Source organism: Streptomyces sp. NPDC098789 (assembly GCF_044759975.1).
Taxonomy (GTDB): Bacteria; Actinomycetota; Actinomycetes; order Streptomycetales; family Streptomycetaceae; genus Streptomyces.
Window position 1 is genome coordinate 64,890 of record NZ_JBIWAJ010000011.1, and the last position, 22,670, is coordinate 87,559.

Consider the following 22,670-nt stretch of genomic DNA (forward strand, 5'->3'; position numbering starts at 1 on the left):
GAGCTGAGTGGAGCCGAGTGGAGCTACTTTCCGAGGGAGCGTGTCCGCTTTCGCGCGTGGGTGCGCATTTCGAGCGGTATTACTTCTGGACGGACGCGAGCGCCTTGTCGATGTCCACGACGGTCGGCAGGCCGCTGATCTCGATGATCTGCTGGAGCCGCTCGGCGGGAGTTCCGGTGATCGTGTGGATCGGAATTCCGGTGTCCGCGAGGGCGGGCAGCAGGACCTCGTCCGACAGCTTGCGGAAGATGTCGTTGATGGGACGGTTGTCCTCGTCCAGCGGGAATTCGATCGGCAGGTGGTAGAAAGCGTCGTACGCGGTCTTCGCGTGCCGCACCGCGAGCCTGCCGATGTGGTCCGCGACGTCCTCGTAGGCCGCGGTGACCTCGCCGCGGAAGCGGCTGTCGACCGACTGCTCGGTGCCCGGATTCGGGCCCAGGACCAGGCGGAGCTTGGCGAACACCCACTCGTGGATGATCGATCCGTCACTGATGAAGCCGGCCGGGTGGGCCGCTTCGTTGAGGGTGCGCTCGGCGTAGCGCTTCACGGTCAGCTGGAGCAGCTCACCCTCGGTCCAGTTCCAGATGTGCTTTCCCTCCCCACCGATGGGCTCCCGCATGGCGGTGCCCTGGGTGTAGGGAAGTCCGGTCACTTCGGAGAGGGCCTCGGAGAGGAGGGTCTTTCCAGATCCGTAGGCGCCGACAATGGCGATTCTCTGGCTCATGCAGAAATCATTTCAGCAGCCCGGGCTATTTCCCAGCCTCTCTTGCTGCTATGAGCACGACACCTGTTGCCAACACCAATAGGCGGGGCAGGGCGAAGAGCCGGCTGGCACACACAGAAAGCCCCGGCTCCATGAATTCTGAAGCCGGGACGGAAGATCTGCAAGTGCCACGCCGTTTTTCAGGAAAATTCTGCCAAAGGTTCCCAGCAAGGGGTACCGGAATTGTCGCCGAGTCGCCCGAAGACCACATCGGAGAAGTGGTTGGCGAAGGCGATGGTGCCGGGGCGGGCCAGCTCGGCGAGCAGCGCGCGCCGGGAGTCGACCCCGCGCTCGGGCAGCGAGTCCATCGCCACCCGCCAGTCGGGGCGGGGGAACTGGGCGGGGGTGTGGAAGACGTCGCCGAAGGCGATCAGTCGGCGCTCGCCGGAGGCGAGGACGTAGGAGGTGTGTCCGCCGGTGTGTCCGGGGGTCAGCCGGGCGGTGACCCCGGGGAAGATCTCCTCGCCGTCCTCGACGGTCCGCACCCGGGGCGAACCGGCGGTGGGCTGGGCCCAGTTGGCCCATTCGGCGGCCGAGGCCGCGAAGGACGCGTTCACGAAGGGGGAGGCGAGGCCCTGGCCGGGGCGGAAGGCCCAGCCGAAGTGGTCGTCGTGGAGGTGGCTGAAGGCGATCAGTTCGACGGCGGCGGGGTCCACGCCGACGGCTTCGAGGGCCGCGGGGAGTTGCCCGCCGACGAGGGCGCCGAGCGCGGGGTGGGTGTGCGCGGCGGGGATGTCGTGGGGGCCGAAGCCCGCGTCCACGAGCATCGCGCGGTCGCCGTGCTGGATCAGGAGGGCGCCGATGGAGGCCGCCAAGAAGCCTTCGGGGTCCAGGAGTTCGGCGTTCTCGCCGGCCCAGTCCGCGTCCGTGGTGTCGGGGAGCCAGCGGCGGGGGTCGAGCTGTACGTACCCGTCGGGCAGCCAGGTGACGGTGTGCTCACCGAAGCGCAGGGTGCGCGGCGCGGTGGCCGGGGTGTTCCACCGGGTGGCGGTCGTCATGGCGGATCGGTCCTCTTCTCAGACGGTGGCGCCGCGCCCGCCCAGGGGGCGGGTCAGCGCGTCGGACCGCCCGGAGGCGGCCCATTGCTCGGTTAACTCGGCGGTTCCGTACTGCGGGCTGAGCAGGACCAGTTGGAGTCCGGCCCGGCCGTTGACGCACAGCGAGACCTTGGTGAACTCCAGCTCGCCCAGGTCGGGGTGGCGCAGTCGCTGGGCCCCGTCGGCCCGGTCGGCGACCCGGTGGCGGGCCCAGAGGGCGGCGAACACCGGGCTGTGTTCGGTGAGTTCGCGCACCAGCGCGCCGAGTCGGGCATCGGCGAGCAGCTCGCCGCCCTGGGCGCGGAAGGCGGCGACGGCCGCGGCGGCCTCCTGGTCCCACTGGGGGAAGCGGTCGCGGGCGGCGGGGTCGAGGAAGAGCGTGCGCAGGTAGTTGGAGCGGTCGCCGCCGAGGCCGAGCAGTCGGGTCGCGGTGGCGTTGGCGGCGGTGACGTCCCAGCAGTGGTCCAGCACGTAGGCGGGGCTGGGGAGGAAACCGTCGACGACCTGGAGCAGCAGCGGCAGGTCGTCGTCGGCGCAGCGTCGGGGGCGACCGACGGCCGCGTAGCCGGCCAGCCGCATGGCGTAGAGGCGCTGGGCCTCATCGAGCCGGAGCACCCGGGCGATGGCGCCGAGGATCTCCGGGGAGACGTTCTTGGCGCGGCCCTGTTCGATCCAGGCGTACCAGGAGGCCCCGATGCCGGCGAGCATCGCGACCTCCTCGCGACGCAGTCCTGGCACCCGGCGGGCCGCTCCGCCGGGGAGTCCGACCTGCTGGGGGGTGACCTCGGCCCGGCGCTCGGCGAGGAAGTGTCCTAGTTCGGCGAGTTTCGGGTCCACGAGCCGCGGTGCGTTACGAGTCATCGTGCATCTCCTCCTCACTCCCCGGTAAGCGTAGAGAACGCTCGCTCTTTTTTCTACACCATAGAGAGTACTCGCTTTGTTTTTCTGGGATGCTACGTAGGCAGGGCACGGCCGGGGGGCCGGAACGACGCCGGACACCGTCCACCAAGGGACCAGCCATGACGACACACCACGTACGTGCGGGTACGAAGCAGGAGAGGGCGGGCCGGACCCGCAACCTCCTCATCGAGGCGGCGGGGGACGAGTTCGCCCGAAGGGGTTACTCGGGCACCTCGCTCACCCGGATCAGCAGGTCGGCGATGGCCACCATCGGCGCCCTGACCTTCCACTTCCCGGCGAAGAACGACCTGGCGGAGGCGGTGTGCGAGCGGGGTCACGACCTGACCGCCGACGCCGTCGAGGAGGCCGCCGGGTCCACCGGTCCGGGCGGTTCGGCGCTGGAGGCGCTCACCGAGGTGACACAGACGCTCGCGCGTCTGCTGGAAAAACAACCCGTCGTCCGGGCCGCCGCGCGGCTCTCGCGCGAGCTGCCGGTGACGGCCGACTGGTACGACTCCTGGACCCCGGCCGTGCGCTCACTGCTGGACCGGGCCCACCGCGGCGGCGAGTTGGAGCGCGGTCCGGGCACCGACCCCGAAATCGTCGGGGTGCTCGTCGCCTGCCTCGTCTCCAGCCTGGAGGTGTCCGCGCAGCGGCAGTACGAGTCGCCCGCGGGAAACGCGTGGAGCGTGCGGGGCCGGCTGGCCGAAGTGTGGGAGGTTCTGTGGTCCGGAATCTCCCGTACTTCCGTTTCCTCCGGGTCTGACAGCGGGGCCCCGGGGCCCTCGTCACCCGGCAAGGATCCCTCGGTGGCCTGAAAACACCCCTGGATGGACGGGTCCGGCACCGGCTCCGGCCGCTCGGGGCGGCCGGCTCCCGGGGATCGCGGGCCCGCTCAGACCTTGGCCGCGTCCTGCCCCTCGACGCGCGCGGCGCCCGTCAGGTCCAGACCGGAGATCACCGCGGGAGCCGCGATGGAGGGCAGCAGGTATCCCCACAGGGCGCTGATCCGCCCTATGAGGTTCTCCCGGCCGGTGGTGATGTTCGACATCAACTGGGTTCCCGTGTAGGCCCCGACGAGCACCTCGGCGAAGTCGTCGACGTCCACGCCGGGCAGCAACTCCCCCCGCTGCCGGGCCGCTTCGAGCTGCCCGCGGAAGAGGTCGATCCACAGCCGGTACGGGGCCGCGTCCCGCATGCCGAACTCGCCCTGCTCCACCGCGAGCCGCACACCGGCCCGGAACAGCACATTGGTGCGCATCTGGTGGGCCACTTCGAGGTTGATGTAGATCAGCCGCTGCAGGCCGTCCTCACCCTCGGTGAAGGACAGGTCGGTGGCCTGCTCGGCCATCACCGCCTTCGCGATCTCCTCCTTGGAGGCGAAGTGGAAGTACATCGCGCCCATGGTGGTGTCCGCCGTGCGCACGATCTTGTTCATGCTGGCGCCGGAGAAACCGTGTTCGTCGAACACTTCGGCGGCAGCCCGGAGGATCTTCTCTCGGGTCCGGATGGCTCGGGCTTGCCTGGCCTGCGACACGATCACTCCACTTGCGCCTGGGTCGGATGGTGCGAGCACCCCTCGCAAAAAAACGAACGCCCTCTATGTTATGCCAGCGGGCCGGAGGGCTGGGGTGGGACCTCCCTCCGATGAACGCATCCTCCGGCAGCCAGTTCAAGCCACTCTCGACTTTCCACCCGTTCCCGCTCGACAAACAAAACGAGCACTCTCTAGTTTAATTCGTGCCGGCCACCCCGGACCTCGTCCGAAGGGCTCTCGGCCGGCCTGCTCCGGTACAGCCACGCACCTGCCCCGCTTCCGCGACGCATCTGCACCACGTCTGCTCCACACCGGTTCGCGCACGGCCATCTCTGGGGGATTCACATGGAGTTCGAGTACGCCCGCTACCAGTCCGGCGCCATCACGCAGCTCCCCTTCGGCGGACCGGCCGAACCGCCGGCCACCGTCACCACCACGGTCCCCCGCGAGTACGTCCACAAGGCCGCCCTGGCGGAGGTCCTGCTGACCGGCTGGCACCGGGACGCCCAGGACTCCTTCACCATCACCGCCCAATGGCCGCGCGCCCACAGTTTCTACCGTTCCCAGAACGGCCTGCACGACCCGCTCCTCTTCGCCGAGACCGTGCGGCAGATCTTCCCGCTGCTCTCGCACGCCGCGTACACCGTCCCCTTCGGCCACCACCTGATCTGGGAGTACTTCCGCTACGCGATAGCCCCCGGCGCGGACGCCCTGCAGGCCCGGCTGCGGCCCGCCGAGGTCACCCTCTACGTCAACTGCCACGACGTGGTCCAGCGCCGCGGCAAGCTCGGCGCCCTCTCCCTGCACGTGGAGGCCCGGCGCGACGGCGTCTGGCTCGGCAGCGCCCAGACCCGCTTCAGCAGCCACGCGCCCGCCATCTACCGCCGGCTGCGGGCCGAGTACGCCGACGTGGACACCGCCCTCGCCGCCGCTGTGCCGGTGCCGCTGCCCGTCTCGCCGAAGCTGGTGGGCCACGAGCTGCGGGAGAACGTCGTCCTGGCCGCCACCACCTCCCCGCACCGCTGGCAGCTGCGCGTGGACACCGACCACCCCGTGCTCTTCGACCACCCCGTCGACCACGTCCCCGGCGCGCTCATGCTGGAGGCCGCCCGCCAGGCCGCCCACGTCGTCGCCGGGCCCGCGCGGGCCATGGCCGCGGCGATGGACACCAAGTTCACCCGCTTCGCCGAGCTCGACGCCCCGTGCTGGGTCGAAGCGGAACCGGAACAGGGCACCGGCCGGGTCCGGGTGGCCATCCACCAGGAGGGCCAGGAGCTGTTCACGGCTCGTGTCAGCACCACCCCGCTGCCCGCCCGGCGCCCCCTGCCGGGCCCCGCGGTGACCCACTCCCCGGTCCACCCCGGCCTCCAGCCGACCATCCAGCCGGCGGTCTCGGCGTAGACGCCGGGGAGCGCGCCGGGGCCTTGCGGTGCCGTTGTCGGACCCCTCGGGTAGCGTCCCAAGTATCGGGATCTACTTGGGGGTTCGACGATCATGAGTGACCTCGCCACGCGGTCGGAGCTGGACTCGGCGATGGACCGCCACCGGACCGAGCTGACCGGGTACTGCTACCGGATGCTCGGCTCGGCCTTCGACGCCGAGGACGCGGTGCAGGACACCTACATCCGTGCGTGGCGCAGCTACGAGAAGTTCGAGGGCCGCTCCTCGCTGCGGTCCTGGCTCTACCGCATCGCCACCAACGTCTGCCTGGACCTGTTGGCCGCGGGGAAGAAGCGGGCCCGCCCGATGGACCTCACGGCCCCGCAGCACCAGGCCTCCGCCGTCCTGAGCGAGCGCCCCGAGGTGACCTGGTTGGAGCCGGTGCCGGACGGGCGGGTGATCCCCCAGACCGCCGACCCGGCCGAGCTGGCCCTGGCCAAGGAGTCCGTCCGGCTCGCCTTCGTCGCGGCCCTGCAGCACCTGCCGGCCAAGCAGCGGGCGGTGCTGATCCTGCGCGAGGTGCTGGCCTGGAAGGCGGACGAGGTCGCCACCCTGCTGGAGACCAGCGTGGCCTCGGTCAACAGCGCCCTCCAGCGCGCGCGGGCCACCCTGGCCGCCGGTCGGATCCGCCCGAGCGAAGCGGCGGACCCGCTCGACGCCGACCAGGCGAAGCTGCTGGAGCAGTACCTCGCCGCCTTCGAGGCCTACGACATCTCGCGGCTGACCACCCTGCTGCACGAGGACGCCGTCCTGTCGATGCCGCCGTTCGACCTGTGGCTCCAGGGTCCCGAGGACATCGCCGCCTGGCACCTGAACCAGGGCATCGGCTGCCGCGGCTCGCGCCTGCTCCCCACCACGGCCAACGGCATGCCCGCCTTCGGCCAGTACCGGCCGGCGGCGGACGGCCGGGGACACGCTCCCTGGGCCCTACAGGTCCTGGAGGTCTCCGAGGGCCGGATCGTCGGCCTCAACGCCTTCTTGGACACCGCCCGCTGGTTCCCCCTCTTCGGGCTCCCCGAGCACCTCGACTGACCCCGCCAGCCCGGTCAGCCGGAGCAGGGCCAGGAGCCCCGCTCCGGCTCCCGTGACGGTCAGCGCGGCCCCGCCCCGGCGCGCGGCCAGCGCGAGCCGTGCGAGGGCCTCCACGGCCGCCAGGCCGGGCTCGGTGACGGCGCCGACGTCCCACACCACCCCCGCCCCGCCGGCGAGCCGCGCGAGGGCCTCCTCGGCCTCCGCCACCGTCATCCCGGGCCCGGGCACCACGAACCGTTTCGTCTCCACGCCTCAATGACCCCCGCCCCCGCCGGAACTCATCGGCGGGGGCGGGGATCGGGGTCGCTCAGGGGCGCGGGGGCGCCAGGTCGTCTCTTTCGGATCTTGTCGGTCGAGCCCGCGGCGTCCGGTGCCGTGCATGGCCGCGCTGCCGGGGCGTCCGTGTACTGGACGTACTCGGTTGCCCCGGCAGTGCGGCCAGGTGCGGTGCCGGACGCCGCGGGCCCGGCACGATCCGAAAGAGACGGCCTACGCGATGCGGTCCAGCACGATCGGGGTCGCCGTGAAGGAGGTGCCCGCCGGGGCGATGTCGAAGGAGCCGTCGAGGGCCGCCAGCGCGTACTCGAACTTCTCCGGGGTGTCCGTGTGCAGCGTCATCAGGGGCTGGCCCGCCACGACGGCGTCGCCCGGCTTCGCGTGCAGCTCGATGCCCGCGCCCGCCTGCACCGGGTCCTCCTTGCGGGCGCGGCCCGCGCCCAGGCGCCAGGCGCCCACGCCGACCGCGTACGCGTCCGTGCGGGTCAGCACGCCCGAGGCCGGGGCGGTGATGACGTGCTGCTCGCGGGCCACCGGCAGGGCCGCGTCCGGGTCGCCGCCCTGGGCCGCGATCATCCGGCGCCACACGTCCATGGCCGACCCGTCGGCCAGCGCCTTCGCCGGGTCCGCGTCGCGGATGCCGGCGGCCGCCAGCATCTCGCGGGCGAGCGCCAGGGTCAGCTCGACCACGTCGGAGGGGCCGCCGCCGGCGAGCACCTCCACCGACTCGCGGATCTCCAGCGCGTTGCCCGCGGTCAGGCCGAGCGGGGTGGACATGTCGGTCAGCAGCGCGACGGTCTTGACCCCGTGGTCGGTGCCGAGGCCGACCATCGTCGAGGCCAGCTCGCGCGCGTCCTCGATGTTCTTCATGAAGGCGCCGGAGCCGACCTTCACGTCGAGCACCAGCGAGCCCGTGCCCTCGGCGATCTTCTTGGACATGATCGAGGACGCGATCAGCGGGATCGCCTCGACGGTGCCGGTGACGTCGCGCAGCGCGTACAGCTTCTTGTCGGCCGGGGCCAGCCCGTCGCCCGCCGCGCAGATGACCGCGCCGGTGGTGTCCAGGACGTGCAGCATCTCCTCGTTGGAGAGCAGCGCGCGCCAGCCGGGGATGGACTCCAGCTTGTCCAGGGTGCCGCCGGTGTGGCCGAGGCCCCGCCCGGAGAGCTGCGGTACGGCCGCGCCGCAGGCGGCGACGAGCGGAGCCAGCGGCAGGGTGATCTTGTCACCGACGCCGCCGGTGGAGTGCTTGTCGGCGGTCGGGCGGGAGAGCGAGTCGAAGTTCATGCGCTCGCCGCTCGCGATCATCGCGGCGGTCCAGCGGGCGATCTCGGTCCGGTTCATGCCGTTGAGCAGGATGGCCATCGCCAGGGCCGACATCTGCTCGTCGGCGACGACACCGCGCGTGTACGCGTCGATGACCCAGTCGATCTGCTCGGGGCTCAGCTCGCCGCGGTCACGCTTGGTCCTGATGACGGAGATGACGTCCATGGGATGACTTCCTTCTACGCGCATAGAGAGATGAGGGGTGAGGGAGGTGCGGGGAAGCAGGACGGCCCTCCGCCCCGAAGGGCGAAGGGCCGTCCGCACGGCTATCTCAGGTGGTCGGGCCCGAAGGCCTGCGGCAGCATGGCCGCCAGCGGCAGGACGCCCTCGGGCGTCTCCACCTGGAGCTCGGGCCCGCCGAACTCGTACAGGAGCTGGCGACAGCGCCCGCAGGGCACCAGGACCTCGCCCTTGCCGTCGACGCAGGTGAAGTGCGTCAGGCGGCCGCCACCGGTGGCCTGCAGGGCGGAGACCAGCCCGCACTCGGCGCACAGGCCGAGGCCGTAGCTGGCGTTCTCGACGTTGCAGCCGGTGATGGTGCGGCCGTCGTCGACGAGGGCCGCGACGCCGACCGGGAAGCCCGAGTAGGGGGCGTACGCCCGGGACATGGCGTCCCGGGCGGCCTCCCGCAGGGCGTCCCAGTCGGGCTCGGTCGCGGTCGTCACTTGCCCTGGCCCTTGCGGTAGGGCATGCCGTCCGCCTTGGGCATCCGCAGGCGCTGCGCGGAGAGCGCGAGCACGAGCAGGGTGGTCAGGTACGGGGCCGCGTCCACGAACTGGCTCGGCACCGCGTCGGTGGTCGCGTACCAGAGGAAGAGGCCGGCGGAGATGACCGCGGAGACGATCGCCGAGACGTACTTCTTCTTGTACAGCTGCCAGGCGACGGCCAGGACGAGCAGGATCGCGATCAGCAGCAGCATCGCGTGCACGTTCTCGGCGCCGCCGCGCAGCTTGAGGCTGTCGGTGAAGCCGAAGAGGCCCGCACCGAGCGCCATGCCGCCGGGCATCCAGTTACCGAAGATCATCGCGGCGAGACCGATGTAACCGCGGCCGCCGGTCTGGCCCTCCTGGTAGATCGGGCTGGCGACCTCGGAGAGGAACACGCCGCCGAGGCCCGCGAGGGCGCCCGAGACGATCACGGCGATGTACTTGTACTTGTAGACGTTGACGCCGAGGGACTCGGCGGCGACGGGGTTCTCGCCGCAGGAGCGCAGCCGCAGGCCGAAGCTGGTGCGCCACAGCACCCACCAGGTGCCCGGGATCAGCAGCAGGGCCACGACGGTCAGCAGCGACAGGTTGGTGACCAGACCGCCCAGGACGCCGGCGAGGTCCGAGAGGAAGAACCAGTGCTTGCCCTGGAGGGTGGTCAGCCAGTCGGACAGCCCCGGCACGGTGATCTGGTAGATCTCCTCGACGCGCGGCGACTGCTTGGAGGAGCCGCCGGGCGCCTCGTTGAACGTGAAGTTCGACAGGTACTGGGTGAAGCCGAGGGCCAGGATGTTGATGGCCACACCGGAGACGATGTGGTTCACGTTGAAGGTGACCGTGATGATCGCGTGCAGCAGGCCGCCGACGGCGCCGCCCGCGATGCCGACGACCACGCCGGTCCACGGGCCCCACTGGTAGCCCGCCCAGGCGCCGAACCAGGTGCCGAGGATCATCATGCCTTCGAGGCCGATGTTGACGACGCCCGCGCGCTCGGCCCACAGGCCGCCGAGACCGGCGAGGCCGATGGGCACGGCGAGGGAGAGCGCGCCGGAGACCTGGCCGACGGAGGTCAGGTCCTGGGCCCCGCTGATCACGCGGACCAGCGAGATCAGCGCGAGGCCGCCCGCGATGATCAGCATGATCCAGGGCAGGGTGAGCTTCTTGCGGCCGGTCTGCTTCTTGGGGGCCGCTTTCGTCGCGGAAACGGTGCTGGCGCTCACGCCGCGACCTCCTTCTCGGTCTTGATGGCGTGGCCCGCGGCCAGCTCCTCGCCGACCTTCTGCTGCTGGCGGCGGATGCCCCAGCGGCGGACGAGCTCGTAGGAGACGACGACGGCGATCACGATCAGGCCCTTCATGATCGTGCCGATCTCCTTCGCGTACCCGGCCGTGTCGAGACCGGCCGAGGCCTTGTCGATGAAGGACATCAGGAAGGCGGCGAAGAGGATGCCGACCGGGCTGTTGCGGCCCAGCAGCGCGATGGTGATGCCGGTGAAGCCGACGCCCACGGGGAAGGACAGGTTGTACGTGTGGGTCTCGCCCAGCAGCTGCGGCATGCCGGACAGGCCCGCGACCGCGCCCGAGATCACCATCGAGGTGATGATCATCTTCTTGGCGTCCACGCCGGACGCCTGGGCGGCGGACTCGCTGGCGCCGGTGGCGCGCAGGTCGAAGCCGAAGCGGGTGCGGTTGAGCACGAACCAGTAGACGATGCCGAGGGCGAAGGCCACGAAGGTGAAGCCGTAGATCTCCAGGCCGTCGCCGACGGTCACCGCCGGGAACCAACCGGACTCGGCGATGTCACCGGTCGTCAGGTCGTTGGAGCCCGCGGGCTGGACGCCGAAGTTCTTCGGCAGGATCAGCCAGGCGATGAGGCTGGTCGCGATGGCGTTCAGCATGATCGTGGAGACGACCTCGCTGACCCCCCGCTTGGCCTTCAGCACGCCCGCGATGCCGGACCAGAAGGCACCGGTCAGCATGGCGACGACCACGATGAGCAGGATGTGCAGCGGCCCGGGCAGGCTCACCGCGGTGCCCACGACGGCGGAGACCATCGCGGCGAGGCGGTACTGGCCGTCGACGCCGATGTTGAAGAGGTTCATCCGGAAGCCGATGGCCACCGCCAGCGCCGCCAGGTAGTAGGTGCCGGCCTGGTTCAGGATGAGGATCTGGACGTCCTCGTAGCCGGCGTTCTCCACCATGATGCGCAGCGGGTCGATCGGGTCCACGCCCGTCGCCGCGAGCACGATCACGGTCAGCACGAAAGCGGCGACCAGTGCGAGCGCGGGCCCGGCGAAGGCGAGGAGCAGCCGGTCCTTGTCGAATTTCTTCATCGGGCCTCGTCCTCCGGGGAAGCGGTACCAGCGTCGGCACCGGCGTCGGAGTGGTTGTCGGGTGCTTCCAGGTGCCCGGTCGCGGCGCCCGTCATGGCGGTGCCGAGTTCTTCCGGGGTGACGGTCGCCGGGTCGGCGTCCGCGACCAGGCGGCCGCGGTAGATCACACGCAGGGTGTCGGACAGGCCGATCAGCTCGTCCAGGTCGGCCGAGATCAGCAGCACGGCCAGGCCCTCGCGGCGGGCCTCGCGGATCGCGTCCCAGATCTGGGCCTGCGCGCCGACGTCCACACCACGGGTGGGGTGGGCGGCGATCAGGAACTTGGGGTTGTGACTCATCTCGCGGCCGACGATCAGCTTCTGCTGGTTGCCGCCGGAGAGCGAGGCCGCCGTGACGTCGATGCCGGGCGTGCGGACGTCGTACTCGCGCACGATCCGCTCGGTGTCCTTGCGGACGGCCTTCGGGTCGAGGATGCCGCGCTTGGAGTTGGGCGCCTCGGTGACGTGGCCCAGGATGCGGTTCTCCCAGAGGGAGGACTCCAGCAGCAGGCCGTGCCGGTGGCGGTCCTCGGGGATGTAACCGATGCCGCCTTCGCGGCGCTTGCGGACCGAGGTCCTGGTGATGTCGACGCCGTCCAGGGTGACCACGCCCGCGTCGGGGACGGTCATGCCCATGAGGGCCTCGATCAGCTCGGTCTGGCCGTTGCCCTCGACGCCCGCGATCCCAAGGATCTCGCCCTTGTGGATCGTGAGGCTGACCCCGTCGAGCAACAGCCTGCCGACCTCGGCGCTCTCGTCCACGTAGTGGTCGAGCGGCGAGATCATGCGGGCCGAACTCGTGTGGGAGACGGCGACGATGCCGGTCTCGGCGACGGTCAGACCCTCGACCCGGAGCATCGGGGTCGTCGTCACCGTGGACTCGCGCGTCTCGGGCGAGGGGAGTTCGGAGCCGACCATCAGCTCGGCGAGCAGCTTGGTCGTGGTCTTGGGGTCGCGCGGGTCGGCGGTGCCGACCGTCGTGCCGCGCCGGATGACGGTGATGTCGTCGGCGACCTTCAGCACCTCGCCCAGCTTGTGCGAGATGAAGATGACGGTCAGGCCCTCGGCCTTGAGCTCGCGCAGGTTGTCGAAGAGCGCGTCCACTTCCTGCGGGACGAGCACCGCGGTCGGCTCGTCGAGGATGAGGATCTTCGCGCCGCGGTAGAGGACCTTGAGGATCTCCACGCGCTGCCGGTCGGCGACGCCGAGGTCCTCGACGAGGGCGTCCGGGCGCACGCCCAGGCCGTACGCGTCGGAGATCTCCATGATCTTCTTGCGCGCCTTCGCGCCGATGCCGTAGAGCTTCTCGCCGCCGAGGACGACGTTCTCCAGGACGGTGAGGTTGTCGGCGAGCATGAAGTGCTGGTGCACCATGCCGATGCCGCGGGCGATGGCGTCGCCGGGGCTGGAGAAGGTGACCTGCTCCCCGTCGATCGCGATGGTGCCCTCGTCCGGCTTCTGCATGCCGTAGAGGATCTTCATCAGGGTCGACTTGCCGGCGCCGTTCTCACCGATCAAGGCGTGGACCGTGCCCTTGCGGACGCTGATCGCGATGTCCTTGTTGGCGACGACGCCGGGGAAGCGCTTGGTAATGCCGTTCAGTTCTACGGCGAGAGGGGGGCTGGACGCGTTGATGACGCACTCTCCTTGGCGCGGAAGGAGCTGGAAATGCCGTGGCGGCAGGGGGGACAGAGCGGAGGAGAGAAGGTATCGCGTCCACGATGCCTCTACGCGCGTAGCACTGTCGGAAGTGAAAACTTGCGGCCAAGTGGCCAGAAAAAGCGATCAAGAACCGAGGAAGACGGCTCGGGGCCCGGGAGCGGTAGAGACCGCTGCCCGGACCCCGGAAACCATGTCGACCCGTCAGTCAAGACGTTACGGAGTGGTCTTGACCGTGATCTTCTTCGCGATGATGTCGGCCTTCGCCTGGTTCACCGCGGCGATGACGTCGGTCATCTTCTTGTACTCGGGGTTGGAGTCGGCCAGGCCGACGCCGTCCTTGTCCAGGCCGTAGCGGATCTCGCCCGTCTGCGGCTTGCCGTCCTCGACCGACTTGATGAGGTTGAAGACGGACTGCTGGACCTGCTTGGTGACCGAGGTCAGGATGCGGTCCTTGTACTTGACCAGACCCGCCTGGTTGTACTGGTCCGAGTCGACGCCGATGGCCCACTTGCCCTTGGCGGCGGTGGCCTCGATGGCACCCGAGCCGGCCAGACCGGCGGCGGCGTAGATCACGTCGGCGCCGGCGTCGAGCTGACCCTGCGCCGTGGCCTTGCCGAGGTCGGGCTTGGAGAAGCCGTCGAAGTTCGGCGGCTGGGTCAGGTAGTGCGAGAGCACCTTGGCGTTCGGGTTGGTGTCCTTGACGCCCTGCGTGAAGCCCGCCTCGAACTTCTTGATCAGCGGGACCTCGACACCACCGATGAAGCCGACCGTGCCGGTCTTGGAGACCTTGGCGGCGGCGACGCCGGCCAGGTAGGAGCCCTGCTCCTCGTTGAACACCAGGTTGGCGATGTTCGGGCCGGTCACCGAGGTGTCGTCGATGATGCCGAAGGTGGTCTTCGGGAACTTCGGCGCGACCTTCTTGATGGCCGGGGCGTAGGAGAAGCCGACGCCGATGACCGGGTTGTTGCCCTTGCGGGCCAGCTCGGTGAGGCGCTGGACCTTGTCCGCCTCGCCCTCGCCGTCGGTGGGCTCCGCCTCGGCGCCCTTGACCTTCAAGTCCTTCTCGGCCTGCTGGAGGCCCGCGTAGGCGGCGTCGTTGAACGACTGGTCGCCACGGCCACCGATGTCGTACGCGATGGCGACGGAAGCTTCCTTCTTGTCGGAGGAAGATCCGGTGTCCGAGGACTTCTTACCGCCACAGGCGGTGGCCGAGAGGGCGAGCGCCGCGGAGGCGATGCCCACGGTGGCGATCCTGGTGATCCGGCGCAAGGGGAGGCTCCTTCAAAACCTGACCGAAGCGCCGGGACCGGCGCTGGTTTCGCCGCGATCGTAACGCGCGTAGATGTCAGTTAAAGACCCGTACATGAGTCGTTATCGGATCGTCGCGAACCGGACAGTGACCGATTGGTAACCGGACAGGCGTCCAGCCCTTGTGTATCAAGGGCCGGACGCGGCCACCCCCCGCTTCTCGGTTGTTGTACGGAGCTTTACCTGATCGGCCTTGCGCGGCGCCCGTCGAGGAGCGCGGCGGCGGTGAAGAACTCCACCCCGACGGCGATCGCGGACTCGTCCACGTCGAAGTCGCCGCGGTGCAGGTCGCGCTTGGCGGTGTCCCCCGGCGCGCGCACCCCGAGCCGGGCCATCGCGCCCGGCACGTGCTCCAGGTACCAGGAGAAGTCCTCGCCGCCCAGGCTCTGCTCGGTGTCCTCGATCGAGTCCGCACCGCGCCGCGCCGCCATCGACTCGCGCAGCAGCTCGACGACGGCCGGATCGTTGACGACCGGCGGCACCCCGCGGACGTAGTTGATCGTCGACTTGGCCCGGTGCATCGTCGCGATCTCGTCGATCGCCGCGTGCACCTGCTCCGGCGCCTCGTGCCAGGCGGCCAGGTCCAGGCAGCGCACGGTCCCGGACAGCTCGGCGTGCATCGGGATGACGTTGCAGGCGTGCCCGGCCTCGATCCGGCCCCAGGTGACGGCCATGCCGCTACGGGCGTCCATCCGGCGGGACAGCAGCGCGGGCACGTCGAGCGCGATCCGGGCCGCCGCCGTCACCAGGTCGGTGGTCAGGTGCGGCCGGGCGGTGTGCCCGCCGGCCCCGTCAAGGGTGACCTCCAGCCGGTCGCAGGCCGAGGTGATCGGGCCGGCCCGCAGGCCGATCCGGCCGGCGTCCACGCGCGGGTCGCAGTGCACCGCGATCATCTTGCCCACGCCGTCCAGCGCGCCGGAGTCGATGGCCTCGGTGGCACCGCCCGGCAGCACCTCCTCGGCGGGCTGGAAGAGCAGCCGCACGGGCCGGGGCAGCAGCCCCTGGCGGTCCAGCTCGGCCAGGACCAGGCCGGTGCCGAGCACCACGGCGGTGTGCACGTCGTGACCGCAGGCGTGGGCGCGGTCCGGGACGGTGGAGCGGTAGGACACGTGGGTCTTGGCGTCCGGAATGGGCAGGGCGTCGATGTCCGCGCGGATGGCGAGCATCGGCACCACTCCGTCCCAGCTGCCGACGTCACAGATGAGCCCGGTACCGGAGTCCAGTACCCGTGGTCGCAGGCCCGCTTTCTCCAACCTCGCCTTGAGCGCGGCGGTGGTGCGGAACTCCTGGTGCCCGAGTTCGGGATGCATGTGCAAGTCCCGGCGGAACGCGATCAGTTCGGCACGCAGGTGGTCCGGCAGCGTACCGGGCAGCTCGGGCTGGGCGGGCTCGCCGGGCAGGGCGGTCAGTGACTCGCGGGACATCAACTGGTTCACCCGTTGAAGGGTAGGCGCACGGACGGGTCAACTGGCCGTAGATCAGGAAAAGTTCAACCCGTTAGGCGAAGAAAACCCGACCTCTGGGCGCATGAGCGCATACCCCCGGGGGTAAACTCCGCCGCTCATCGAGCCGTCTGGGCGGTGTGGGCGGGGAGTCTGCGCACATCACGGGCGGTCTCGGTGACCCCGGCGAGGAAGCCGCGGGCCCGCGGGGACGCGTTCCGGGTGAGCCAGGCCGGATCGATCTCCCGGACCGCGACGGTGACCCCGGTGCCCGCGAGCGCGTACGGCAGGGTGTGCACGACCGTCGAGGGGAAGCTGACGACGGTCCGGCCGACCGGCCCCCGGCGGGCGATCAGCTCCAGCGGCAGGTCCGGCCGGACGATCTCCAGTCCGGTCGCCTCGCTCAGCGCCCGCAGCTTGTCCGGGGACTCCCTGCGGTGCGCGAAGTAGCGGGTGGCGCCGTGCTCGCGGGCCAGCGCCCGTACGGCCGCCAGATAGCGGTCCGGGTCCACCACGCCCGTCTCGACCAGCGAGGTGCCCACCAGGTCGGTGCCCTTGGTCAGCCGCGGCGGGCCGAAGCGCGAGCGGGCCCAGCCGAAGTCGTTGAGCCGCAGCCCCATGCCCGGCGGCGCGGTGACGGGCATCGAGGTGAACACCTCGACCCGGCGCCCCTCGCGCACCGCGGTGAACCGGCGGCGCGCGGTCCCGGAGACCGGCGCGTACGCCAGCTCGCGGATCCGGCCCGGCAGGCCGCCGCCGCCCGCCCGGTGCCAGCGCACCAGCCGTTCGCCGCGCGCGGTCCGGTCGATGAACTCCATGGTGGCGGTGCCGTCGTCGACGACGACCAGCTCGTCGGCGCGGACCAGGGTGAGCAGCAGCTGGACGTAGCGGGAGAAGGGGTCGCCGATGACGACGCGGCGGGCGGCCCGCACCTCGCGCACCAGCGCGACGAGCGCCTTGAAGGGGGCCAGCTTGCCGCCCCGGGCCTCCTGCCAGCGCACCTCGTGGCCCTCGTCGCGGGCCAGCCCGGCCATCCGGCGCAGCTGCCCGCGGGACATGGGGTCGGTGGGCGGCAGCACGACGATCCGCAGCGGCGCCGCGCCGCCCGCGCCGCCGCCCGGCTCCCGGTGGGCCTCGCGGTAGGCCGGCTGGCGCGGGACGGAGCCGAGCAGCGGGCCGCGGGCCGCGTCGTCGGCGCCTCTCGCGTGGGCCCACTCCAGCGCGTTCAGGAGCTGGACCGGACTCTCGACGAGGGCGAGGGTGGCGGCGGTGGGGGTCATCGGGTGCTCCTTCGTCGGAGGCGCCGGGGAGGGGAGGGGGCGCCGGGGAGGCTGGGGGCGGGGGGTCAGACCCCGGCCAGGGCGCCCTGGACCCGGCGGAGCTTCTTCATCGGGGCGAGCTCGGAGGGGTAGACCCGCTTGATCCCGTCACCGAGCGCGGCCTCGATGGTGCGGATGTCGCGGACCAGCCGGTGCAGGCCGCCGGGCTCGACGGAGGCCGCCTGGTCCGAGCCCCACATCGCCCGGTCGAGGGTGATGTGCCGCTCGACGAAGGAGGCGCCCAGCGCGACGGCGGCCAGCGTGGTCTGGAGGCCCGTCTCGTGGCCGGAGTAGCCGATCGGGACGTTCGGGTACTCCTCCTGCAAGGTGTTGATCACCCGCAGGTTCAACTCCTCGGCCTTGGCCGGGTAGGTCGAAGTGGCGTGGCACAGAAGGATGTTGTCGCTGCCGAGCACCTCCACCGCGTGCCGTATCTGGCGCGGCGTGGACATGCCCGTGGAGAGCACGACCGTCTTGCCGGTGGCGCGTACGGCCCGCAGCAGCTCGTCGTCGGTGAGGGAGGCCGAGGCCACCTTGTGGGCGGGCACGCCGAACCCCTCCAGGAAGGCGACGGCCTCCGTGTCCCACGGGGAGGCGAACCAGTCGATGCCGCGCTCGGCGCAGTGGGCGTCGACGGCGCGGTACTCGGCCTCGCCGAACTCCACCCGGTGGCGGTAGTCGATGTACCTCATCCGACCCCAGGGGGTGTCGCGTTCGACGTCCCACTGCTCGCGCGGGGTGCAGATCTCGGGGGTCCGCTTCTGGAACTTGACGGCGTCGCACCCGGCGTCCGCGGCCGCGTCAACGAGCGCGAGGGCCGTGTCCAGGTCGCCGTTGTGGTTGATGCCGATCTCACCGACGACGTAGACGGGCCGACCGGGACCGGCGGTGCGCGATCCGATCCGGCGCAGGCGGGGGTTGGAGGTGACGCTCATGTCAGGTGACGCCCTTCGGTGCGGGTGCGCGTACGGGTGCGCTTGCGGGTGCGGGGTGGTGGCGGGTCGTCCAGCAGGGGGGCCAGGGCGCGGGCGCGGGCCAGGTCGTGGGGGTCGTCGACCTCCAGGACCCGGGACGGGTCGGTGGGCACCGGGAGGACCCGGCCGAAGAAGCGGTGCCGGGCGGCCCGGAAGCCGGCCGCGTCCATGGCGTACGCCGCGCCGGTCTCCAACAGGTCCCGGGGCCGGTCCTGGCGGCGCGGCCGGACGGCGGGATCGTGGTTGACGCCCGTGACCCCGCCCCCCGTGACGGCGCCCGCGGCGGCCTCTGCGGCGCCTTGGTCCGGGGCGCGCTGGTCCGGGGCGCGCCAGAGGAAGCCGTGGAAGGGCGCCACCGTCAGCGCCGAGTCCGCGGCCCCGCCCGCCACCGCCGCGGCGACGCCCTCCACGTCGGAGGCCGTGAGGAAGGGGCTCGTGCACTGGACCAGGAGGACCACGTCCACGGTGACCGAGTGCAGTTCTTCGAAGGACTCCAGGGCGTGCAGCACGGCGCTCTCGCTGCTCGCGGCGTCCCCGGCGAGCGCCGCCGGGCGGCGCAGGGCGTCGGCCCCCGCCGCCCGCGCCGCGTCGGCGACCGCGTCGGAGTCGGTGGAGACCACCACGTCGGTGACGGTGGGCGCGGCCAGCGCGGCGCGCACCGCCCGGCCGACCAGGGGCACGCCGGCCACCTCCGCGAGGTTCTTGCCGGGCACCCCCTTGGAGCCTCCCCGGGCCGGGATCACGGCCAGCACCCTCACAGCTCCCCCATCCTGCGGATCGTCGGGGCCACCCGCTGGACCCCGTGCCGGTACGCGCCCCGCGCCGCCTCCCGCAGCCGCCCGCGCAGCCAGCCGCGCAGCCGGGACTCCCCCGCGGCGGGCCGCGTCGAGCCGGGCAGCGGGGTGCCGTCGGGGGCCAGGTGGTGGCGGGCCAGCAGTCCGGGCAGGTACCCGGGCGCGGTGGTGAGCGTGTAGTACGGGTCCGGCGGCGCCAGCAGCGGCAGCGCGGCCAGCTCCGCGACCCGGGCGCGGGCCGCGTCGAAGGCCCCGGCGTCGGCCAGCACCCCCTGCGCGGCGAGCCAGCCGGGGTCCCCCGTCGGCAGCAGCCCGGCGTCGAGCCGGTCCCAGGAGGCGAGGCAGCCGGAGCCGGTGAAGTGGTGGTTGCCCAGGGCCTCGCGGACGCCGAGGTCGGTGAGGACGGCGGTGGGGATCCCCCGGTGCAGGGATTCCAGCGCGGCGGTCGAGGACACGGTCACCAGCAGGTCGGTGCGGTCCAGGACCTCCCCCATGTTCCCGTACACCAGGCGGCAGTTGGCGGGCAGCCCGCCGGGCAGCCGGTCCGCGAGCCGCTGGTAGGGGAGTTCCTCCAAGTGCGTGGTGTGCTCGCCGGGGCGGCTGCGCAGCTTGATCAGCACCTCGCGGTCGGGGTGGGCCCTGGCGTGCCCGGCGGCCCGGGCGAGCAGGTACGTGCGGTCGGCGCGGCTCTCGGGCACGGAGGGCTGGGCGGCGAAGACCACGGTGCGGGCCCGGCCGCCGCCCGCTCCCTCGTACGGCGCGCCGCCGAGGAAGGGCAGGGCGGTCTCGGTGACGGCTCCGGCGTCGGCGCCGACCCCCTCGTACACGGCGCGGAAGCGCTGCGCGTCGTGGCGGGAGTTGGCGAGGACCAGGTCGGCGCCGTGGCGCAGCAGCAGCCCGTCGGCGAGCTTCTCGTAGACGACGCCGACGTACCCGGTGACGAGCACGGGGCGCGCCGCCGGCTCGGGCCACAGGGCGCGCACGCCGTGCAGGACGGCCTGGACGGCGCCGCCGACGAGGGCGAGGACGACCACGTCGTAGCGTTCGCGGCGCAGCTCGTCGAGGAATCCGGCGCAGGTCACCTCGGTCAGTCGGTCGACCCGGGCGCCCACTTCGCCGAGCTGGCGGGCGGTGGGCGTGGCCCGGCCGCGCAGCAGGTATCCGGTGAGGTGGTGGCCGCCGGTCCCCGAGGGGTCCGGCGTGCCCGGCACGAGTTCGCGGGCGGTGAGCGCGCCCCATTTCCATCGCGTATCGGAATCGGCGAGAACGGCGACCCGCTGGCTTACTGGCACGACCGAGAAGCTATGCGGGAATTGGCTTGACCGGCCCAACGAGCATGCAACAGCGGGTTAACAAGCCGTCGGCGAAATGCGGAGGCGGGCGGGTTAACGCAGCCGCCGCGCGTCGTTCACACGAAGTCCTCGTCCGGTCCATGGCGAATGCCGGGACGCCCCCATAACGTCGCCCGGGTGCTGAAGCTCTCTGTCGTCGTGCCGTTCTACAACGTGCGCGCATACGCCCCGGACGCCCTGACGAGCCTCGGCCGCAACGCGAGGGACGACATCGAGTTCCTCCTCGTCGACGACTGTTCGACGGACGGGACGGGCGAGCTGCTGCGGCGGGCGGTCCGCGAGCTGCCCGGGGCCGTGCACCTGCGGTGCGACCGCAACGGCGGTCTGGCCACGGCCCGCAACACCGGCCTGGACGCGGCGCGCGGCGAGTACCTGGCCTTCCTGGACGGCGACGACTGGCTCGCCCCCGGCCACCTCACCCGCACCCTGGCCGCCATCCAGGGCCTGAACTGCGACTTCGTCCGTACGGACCACGTCCAGGTGACCGGCCGGGAGCGGGTCGTGCAGCGCGTCCCGCACGGCCCGTACGACGTGGTGGCCGACCCGCGCGGCGCCATCCTGCCCGCCGGGCGGTCCACCTCGGTGGACTACCCGTACGCCTGGGCCGGGATGTACCACCGGCGCCTCCTCGACCGGGGGCTGCTGCACTTCACGGACGGGCTGCGGACCGCGGAGGACCGGCCGTGGATCTGGCGGCTGCACCGCGGGGCGCGCTCGTTCGCGGCGGTCGGCCTGCCCGGGGTCTTCTACCGGCGCGGGGTCTCCACCTCCTTGACGCAGATCGGCGACGAGCGTCAGCTCGATTTCATCCGCGCATTCGATCAGGTCCTGTCGGAAACCGCCCAAGATCATGAATCCGCGGACCTCCTCCCGAAAGCCGTTCGCACGTATTGCGCAATTATCGCCCACCACATCGGATCCATGGAAAGGTTCGAACCGGCCGTGGCCCGAAAACTCCGCTCGATGAGTGCGGAAGCGCTCCGGCGAATGCCCCGGCCGCTGCTCGACGAGACGCTGAATTCGATGGACGCCGAACGGAGCGCCCTGCTGCGGCGACTGCTGCGCCGCACCCCTTCGACCCGGGGGGCGTCGGCGTGAACCGGCCCACCACCCAGATCTTCCTCGCGTCCACCCTGTACGGGACGGCCACCCTCGCCGCCGCCGTCGACGCGGGGGCCTGCGACCCCACCGACCCGGCGGATCCGCCGGTCCACCGCATCCTGTTGACCAGCAACAACGCCCCGGTGCCGGAGGTCTCTCCGGCCCTCGCCTCGATGCCGGGCTTCGACGCCCTGCGCACCCGCTTCGACGAGGTCCTCGACTGGAACGAGACGATCGCCCCCTTCCACCCCGGCGCCTGGACCCCGCGACCGCAGGACGCCCCCTTGTGGGAACGCCAGTTGCGCGCGCTCTGGGGCCTGGGCGACGACCGGATCGAGCTGTACGTGGAGTCCGTACAGGTCGCCCCGGCCCAGGCGCTGTGCCAACTCTTCCCCGGCGCGGCCGTCGAGGTCTACGCCGACGGGCTGATGAGCTACGGCCCGACCCGCTTCCGGCTCGATCCGCAGCTCGGCACCCGGGTGCGGCGCGTCCTGCACCTGGACCTGATGCCCGGGCTGGAACCGCTGCTGTTGACCGAGTTCGGCGTACCGGCCCGGACGGTCCCGACGGACGCCTTCCTGAAGGTCTTGGCGGAACTCCCGGCGCCGGAGGCCGGCCCGGCCGAGGACCCGGAGCCGCCGGCCCTGCTCCTCGGCCAGTACCTGTCCGCGCTCGACCTGCTCACGGCCGCGGAGGAGGAGGAACTGCACGCCGCGATGGTCCGGGGCGCCCACGCCCGGGGACACCGGCGGCTGCTGTTCAAACCGCACCCCGGCGCCCCGGCCGGGTACTCCCGGCGGGCCGAGGAGGAGGCGGCGCGCCTCGGCGTGCCCTTGCGGGTGCTGCCCGCGACGGTGCTCGCCGAGACCCTGTTCGCGAGCATCCGCCCCGCCCTGGTCGTGGGTTGCTTCTCCACCGCCCTGCTCACGGCCGCGACCCTGTACGGACTCCCGGTGGCCCGGATCGGCACGGAACAGGTGCTGGCCCGCCTCACCCCGTACCAGAACAGCAACCGCGTCCCCCTGGTCCTGGTGGACGCCCTGGTCCCGGACCTGGCGGAGCCCACGCCCCCGCTCCCCGACCTCACCGCCCTCCTGACGGCGGTCGGCTTCACGATGCAGCCGAAGGTCCTGGCGGCCCGCCGCCCCGAAGCCGAGGCGTACCTGGCGGCGCACCTGACCCCGCGCACCCGCCCCTACTTCACCCGCCGCCGCCTGACCTCCCTGGCCCTCCCGGGCGGCCGCGTCCCGACCCGCCTGACCCCCCTGGCCACCCACCGCACCCTGCGCCGCCTCCGCCGAGCGGTCCTACGCCGCCTGCGCTGAACCGA

At 71.7% G+C, this 22,670-nt stretch carries 20 protein-coding genes and 1 pseudogene; 5 read left to right on the forward strand and 16 right to left on the reverse strand.

The features are described from left to right. Window positions 1–79 precede the first annotated feature (79 nt). The 3 genes from ACIQWR_RS22265 to ACIQWR_RS22275 all read right to left on the reverse strand — a co-directional run bounded on the left by ACIQWR_RS22265 (window position 80) and on the right by ACIQWR_RS22275 (window position 2,661). A complete protein-coding gene (locus ACIQWR_RS22265; protein WP_399259586.1) occupies window positions 80–724 on the reverse strand; it encodes an AAA family ATPase in 645 nt (214 codons plus the stop codon). A gap of 179 nt (window positions 725–903) precedes the next feature. Beyond that, a complete protein-coding gene (locus ACIQWR_RS22270) occupies window positions 904–1,761 on the reverse strand; it encodes an MBL fold metallo-hydrolase (protein WP_404012189.1) in 858 nt (285 codons plus the stop codon). Between the two features lie 18 nt (window positions 1,762–1,779). Then, window positions 1,780–2,661 carry a helix-turn-helix domain-containing protein gene (locus tag ACIQWR_RS22275; protein WP_399259584.1) on the reverse strand — a complete coding sequence of 294 codons (882 nt, stop codon included), beginning with the start codon at window positions 2,659–2,661 and terminating at the stop codon, window positions 1,780–1,782. Window positions 2,662–2,819: 158 nt separating this feature from the next. On the opposite strand from ACIQWR_RS22275, the gene ACIQWR_RS22280 reads away from it, so the two are divergent. Beyond that, the gene (locus ACIQWR_RS22280) at window positions 2,820–3,518 is read left to right on the forward strand and encodes a TetR family transcriptional regulator (protein WP_404012192.1); all 699 of its coding nucleotides are present in this window, start codon (window positions 2,820–2,822) and stop codon (window positions 3,516–3,518) included. Window positions 3,519–3,595: 77 nt separating this feature from the next. Here ACIQWR_RS22280 and ACIQWR_RS22285 read toward each other — a convergent pair whose 3' ends face one another. Then, a complete protein-coding gene (locus tag ACIQWR_RS22285; protein ID WP_399259582.1) occupies window positions 3,596–4,237 on the reverse strand; it encodes a ScbR family autoregulator-binding transcription factor in 642 nt (213 codons plus the stop codon). Window positions 4,238–4,582: 345 nt separating this feature from the next. Between ACIQWR_RS22285 and ACIQWR_RS22290 the strand changes: the two genes are divergently transcribed. Further along, on the forward strand, window positions 4,583–5,638 hold the full coding sequence (locus ACIQWR_RS22290; protein WP_404012195.1) for a ScbA/BarX family gamma-butyrolactone biosynthesis protein: 1,056 nt from the start codon (window positions 4,583–4,585) through the stop codon (window positions 5,636–5,638). A gap of 93 nt (window positions 5,639–5,731) precedes the next feature. Further along, window positions 5,732–6,709 carry a sigma-70 family RNA polymerase sigma factor gene (locus ACIQWR_RS22295; protein ID WP_404012198.1) on the forward strand — a complete coding sequence of 326 codons (978 nt, stop codon included), beginning with the start codon at window positions 5,732–5,734 and terminating at the stop codon, window positions 6,707–6,709. On the opposite strand, the gene ACIQWR_RS22300 is transcribed toward ACIQWR_RS22295, so the two are convergent. The 12 genes and pseudogenes from ACIQWR_RS22300 to ACIQWR_RS22355 form a co-directional block, all read right to left on the reverse strand. Beyond that, window positions 6,605–6,958 carry a hypothetical protein gene (locus ACIQWR_RS22300; RefSeq protein ID WP_404012201.1) on the reverse strand — a complete coding sequence of 118 codons (354 nt, stop codon included), beginning with the start codon at window positions 6,956–6,958 and terminating at the stop codon, window positions 6,605–6,607. The genes ACIQWR_RS22295 and ACIQWR_RS22300 overlap by 105 nt on opposite strands. 240 nt (window positions 6,959–7,198) lie before the next feature. Then, window positions 7,199–8,476 (reverse strand): thymidine phosphorylase, encoded by a 1,278-nt coding sequence (locus tag ACIQWR_RS22305; RefSeq protein ID WP_404012204.1) that lies wholly within the window; start codon window positions 8,474–8,476, stop codon window positions 7,199–7,201. Between the two features lie 101 nt (window positions 8,477–8,577). Then, window positions 8,578–8,976, reverse strand: a complete 399-nt coding sequence (locus ACIQWR_RS22310) for a cytidine deaminase (RefSeq protein ID WP_404012207.1) — start codon at window positions 8,974–8,976, stop codon at window positions 8,578–8,580. Further along, window positions 8,973–10,238 (reverse strand): ABC transporter permease, encoded by a 1,266-nt coding sequence (locus tag ACIQWR_RS22315; RefSeq protein WP_404012209.1) that lies wholly within the window; start codon window positions 10,236–10,238, stop codon window positions 8,973–8,975. Before ACIQWR_RS22315 ends, ACIQWR_RS22310 begins: the two co-directional genes overlap by 4 nt. Then, window positions 10,235–11,350, reverse strand: a complete 1,116-nt coding sequence (locus ACIQWR_RS22320) for an ABC transporter permease (protein WP_404012212.1) — start codon at window positions 11,348–11,350, stop codon at window positions 10,235–10,237. The genes ACIQWR_RS22315 and ACIQWR_RS22320 overlap by 4 nt, the downstream gene beginning before the upstream one ends. Further along, on the reverse strand, window positions 11,347–12,990 hold the full coding sequence (locus ACIQWR_RS22325; protein ID WP_404012612.1) for an ABC transporter ATP-binding protein: 1,644 nt from the start codon (window positions 12,988–12,990) through the stop codon (window positions 11,347–11,349). The genes ACIQWR_RS22320 and ACIQWR_RS22325 overlap by 4 nt, the downstream gene beginning before the upstream one ends. A 273-nt stretch (window positions 12,991–13,263) precedes the next feature. Then, on the reverse strand, window positions 13,264–14,319 hold the full coding sequence (locus ACIQWR_RS22330) for a BMP family protein (protein WP_404012214.1): 1,056 nt from the start codon (window positions 14,317–14,319) through the stop codon (window positions 13,264–13,266). A gap of 218 nt (window positions 14,320–14,537) precedes the next feature. Next, on the reverse strand, window positions 14,538–15,782 hold the full coding sequence (locus ACIQWR_RS22335; protein WP_399260119.1) for an amidohydrolase: 1,245 nt from the start codon (window positions 15,780–15,782) through the stop codon (window positions 14,538–14,540). Window positions 15,783–15,919: 137 nt separating this feature from the next. Then, complete coding sequence (locus tag ACIQWR_RS22340) at window positions 15,920–17,080, reverse strand: hypothetical protein (RefSeq protein WP_404012217.1); 1,161 nt, start codon at window positions 17,078–17,080, stop codon at window positions 15,920–15,922. A gap of 65 nt (window positions 17,081–17,145) precedes the next feature. After that, on the reverse strand, window positions 17,146–18,054 hold the full coding sequence (locus ACIQWR_RS22345) for an N-acetylneuraminate synthase family protein (protein ID WP_404012220.1): 909 nt from the start codon (window positions 18,052–18,054) through the stop codon (window positions 17,146–17,148). A gap of 56 nt (window positions 18,055–18,110) precedes the next feature. Then, window positions 18,111–18,851, reverse strand: a pseudogene (locus tag ACIQWR_RS22350) (cytidylyltransferase domain-containing protein); the annotation flags it as partial. Further along, the gene (locus ACIQWR_RS22355) at window positions 18,848–20,179 is read right to left on the reverse strand and encodes a DUF6716 putative glycosyltransferase (protein WP_404012223.1); all 1,332 of its coding nucleotides are present in this window, start codon (window positions 20,177–20,179) and stop codon (window positions 18,848–18,850) included. The pseudogene ACIQWR_RS22350 and the gene ACIQWR_RS22355, both read right to left, overlap by 4 nt. Window positions 20,180–20,356: 177 nt before the next feature. Between ACIQWR_RS22355 and ACIQWR_RS22360 the strand changes: the two genes are divergently transcribed. Next, a complete protein-coding gene (locus ACIQWR_RS22360; RefSeq protein ID WP_404012226.1) occupies window positions 20,357–21,337 on the forward strand; it encodes a glycosyltransferase family 2 protein in 981 nt (326 codons plus the stop codon). Then, complete coding sequence (locus ACIQWR_RS22365; protein ID WP_404012228.1) at window positions 21,334–22,665, forward strand: polysialyltransferase family glycosyltransferase; 1,332 nt, start codon at window positions 21,334–21,336, stop codon at window positions 22,663–22,665. The genes ACIQWR_RS22360 and ACIQWR_RS22365 overlap by 4 nt, the downstream gene beginning before the upstream one ends. The last annotated feature ends 5 nt before the right edge of the window (window positions 22,666–22,670 follow it).

What these genes read in the sequence shown, in the direction of transcription:
- ACIQWR_RS22345 (WP_404012220.1), bottom strand. Translation starts at nt 18,054, where the DNA reads ATGAGCGTCACCTCCAACCCCCGCCTGCGCCGGATCGGATCGCGCACC.
- ACIQWR_RS22290 (WP_404012195.1), top strand. Translation starts at nt 4,583, where the DNA reads ATGGAGTTCGAGTACGCCCGCTACCAGTCCGGCGCCATCACGCAGCTC.
- ACIQWR_RS22270 (WP_404012189.1), bottom strand. Translation starts at nt 1,761, where the DNA reads ATGACGACCGCCACCCGGTGGAACACCCCGGCCACCGCGCCGCGCACC.
- ACIQWR_RS22340 (WP_404012217.1), bottom strand. Translation starts at nt 17,080, where the DNA reads ATGACCCCCACCGCCGCCACCCTCGCCCTCGTCGAGAGTCCGGTCCAG.
- ACIQWR_RS22280 (WP_404012192.1), top strand. Translation starts at nt 2,820, where the DNA reads ATGACGACACACCACGTACGTGCGGGTACGAAGCAGGAGAGGGCGGGC.
- ACIQWR_RS22305 (WP_404012204.1), bottom strand. Translation starts at nt 8,476, where the DNA reads ATGGACGTCATCTCCGTCATCAGGACCAAGCGTGACCGCGGCGAGCTG.
- ACIQWR_RS22275 (WP_399259584.1), bottom strand. Translation starts at nt 2,661, where the DNA reads ATGACTCGTAACGCACCGCGGCTCGTGGACCCGAAACTCGCCGAACTA.
- ACIQWR_RS22335 (WP_399260119.1), bottom strand. Translation starts at nt 15,782, where the DNA reads ATGTCCCGCGAGTCACTGACCGCCCTGCCCGGCGAGCCCGCCCAGCCC.
- ACIQWR_RS22295 (WP_404012198.1), top strand. Translation starts at nt 5,732, where the DNA reads ATGAGTGACCTCGCCACGCGGTCGGAGCTGGACTCGGCGATGGACCGC.
- ACIQWR_RS22320 (WP_404012212.1), bottom strand. Translation starts at nt 11,350, where the DNA reads ATGAAGAAATTCGACAAGGACCGGCTGCTCCTCGCCTTCGCCGGGCCC.
- ACIQWR_RS22265 (WP_399259586.1), bottom strand. Translation starts at nt 724, where the DNA reads ATGAGCCAGAGAATCGCCATTGTCGGCGCCTACGGATCTGGAAAGACC.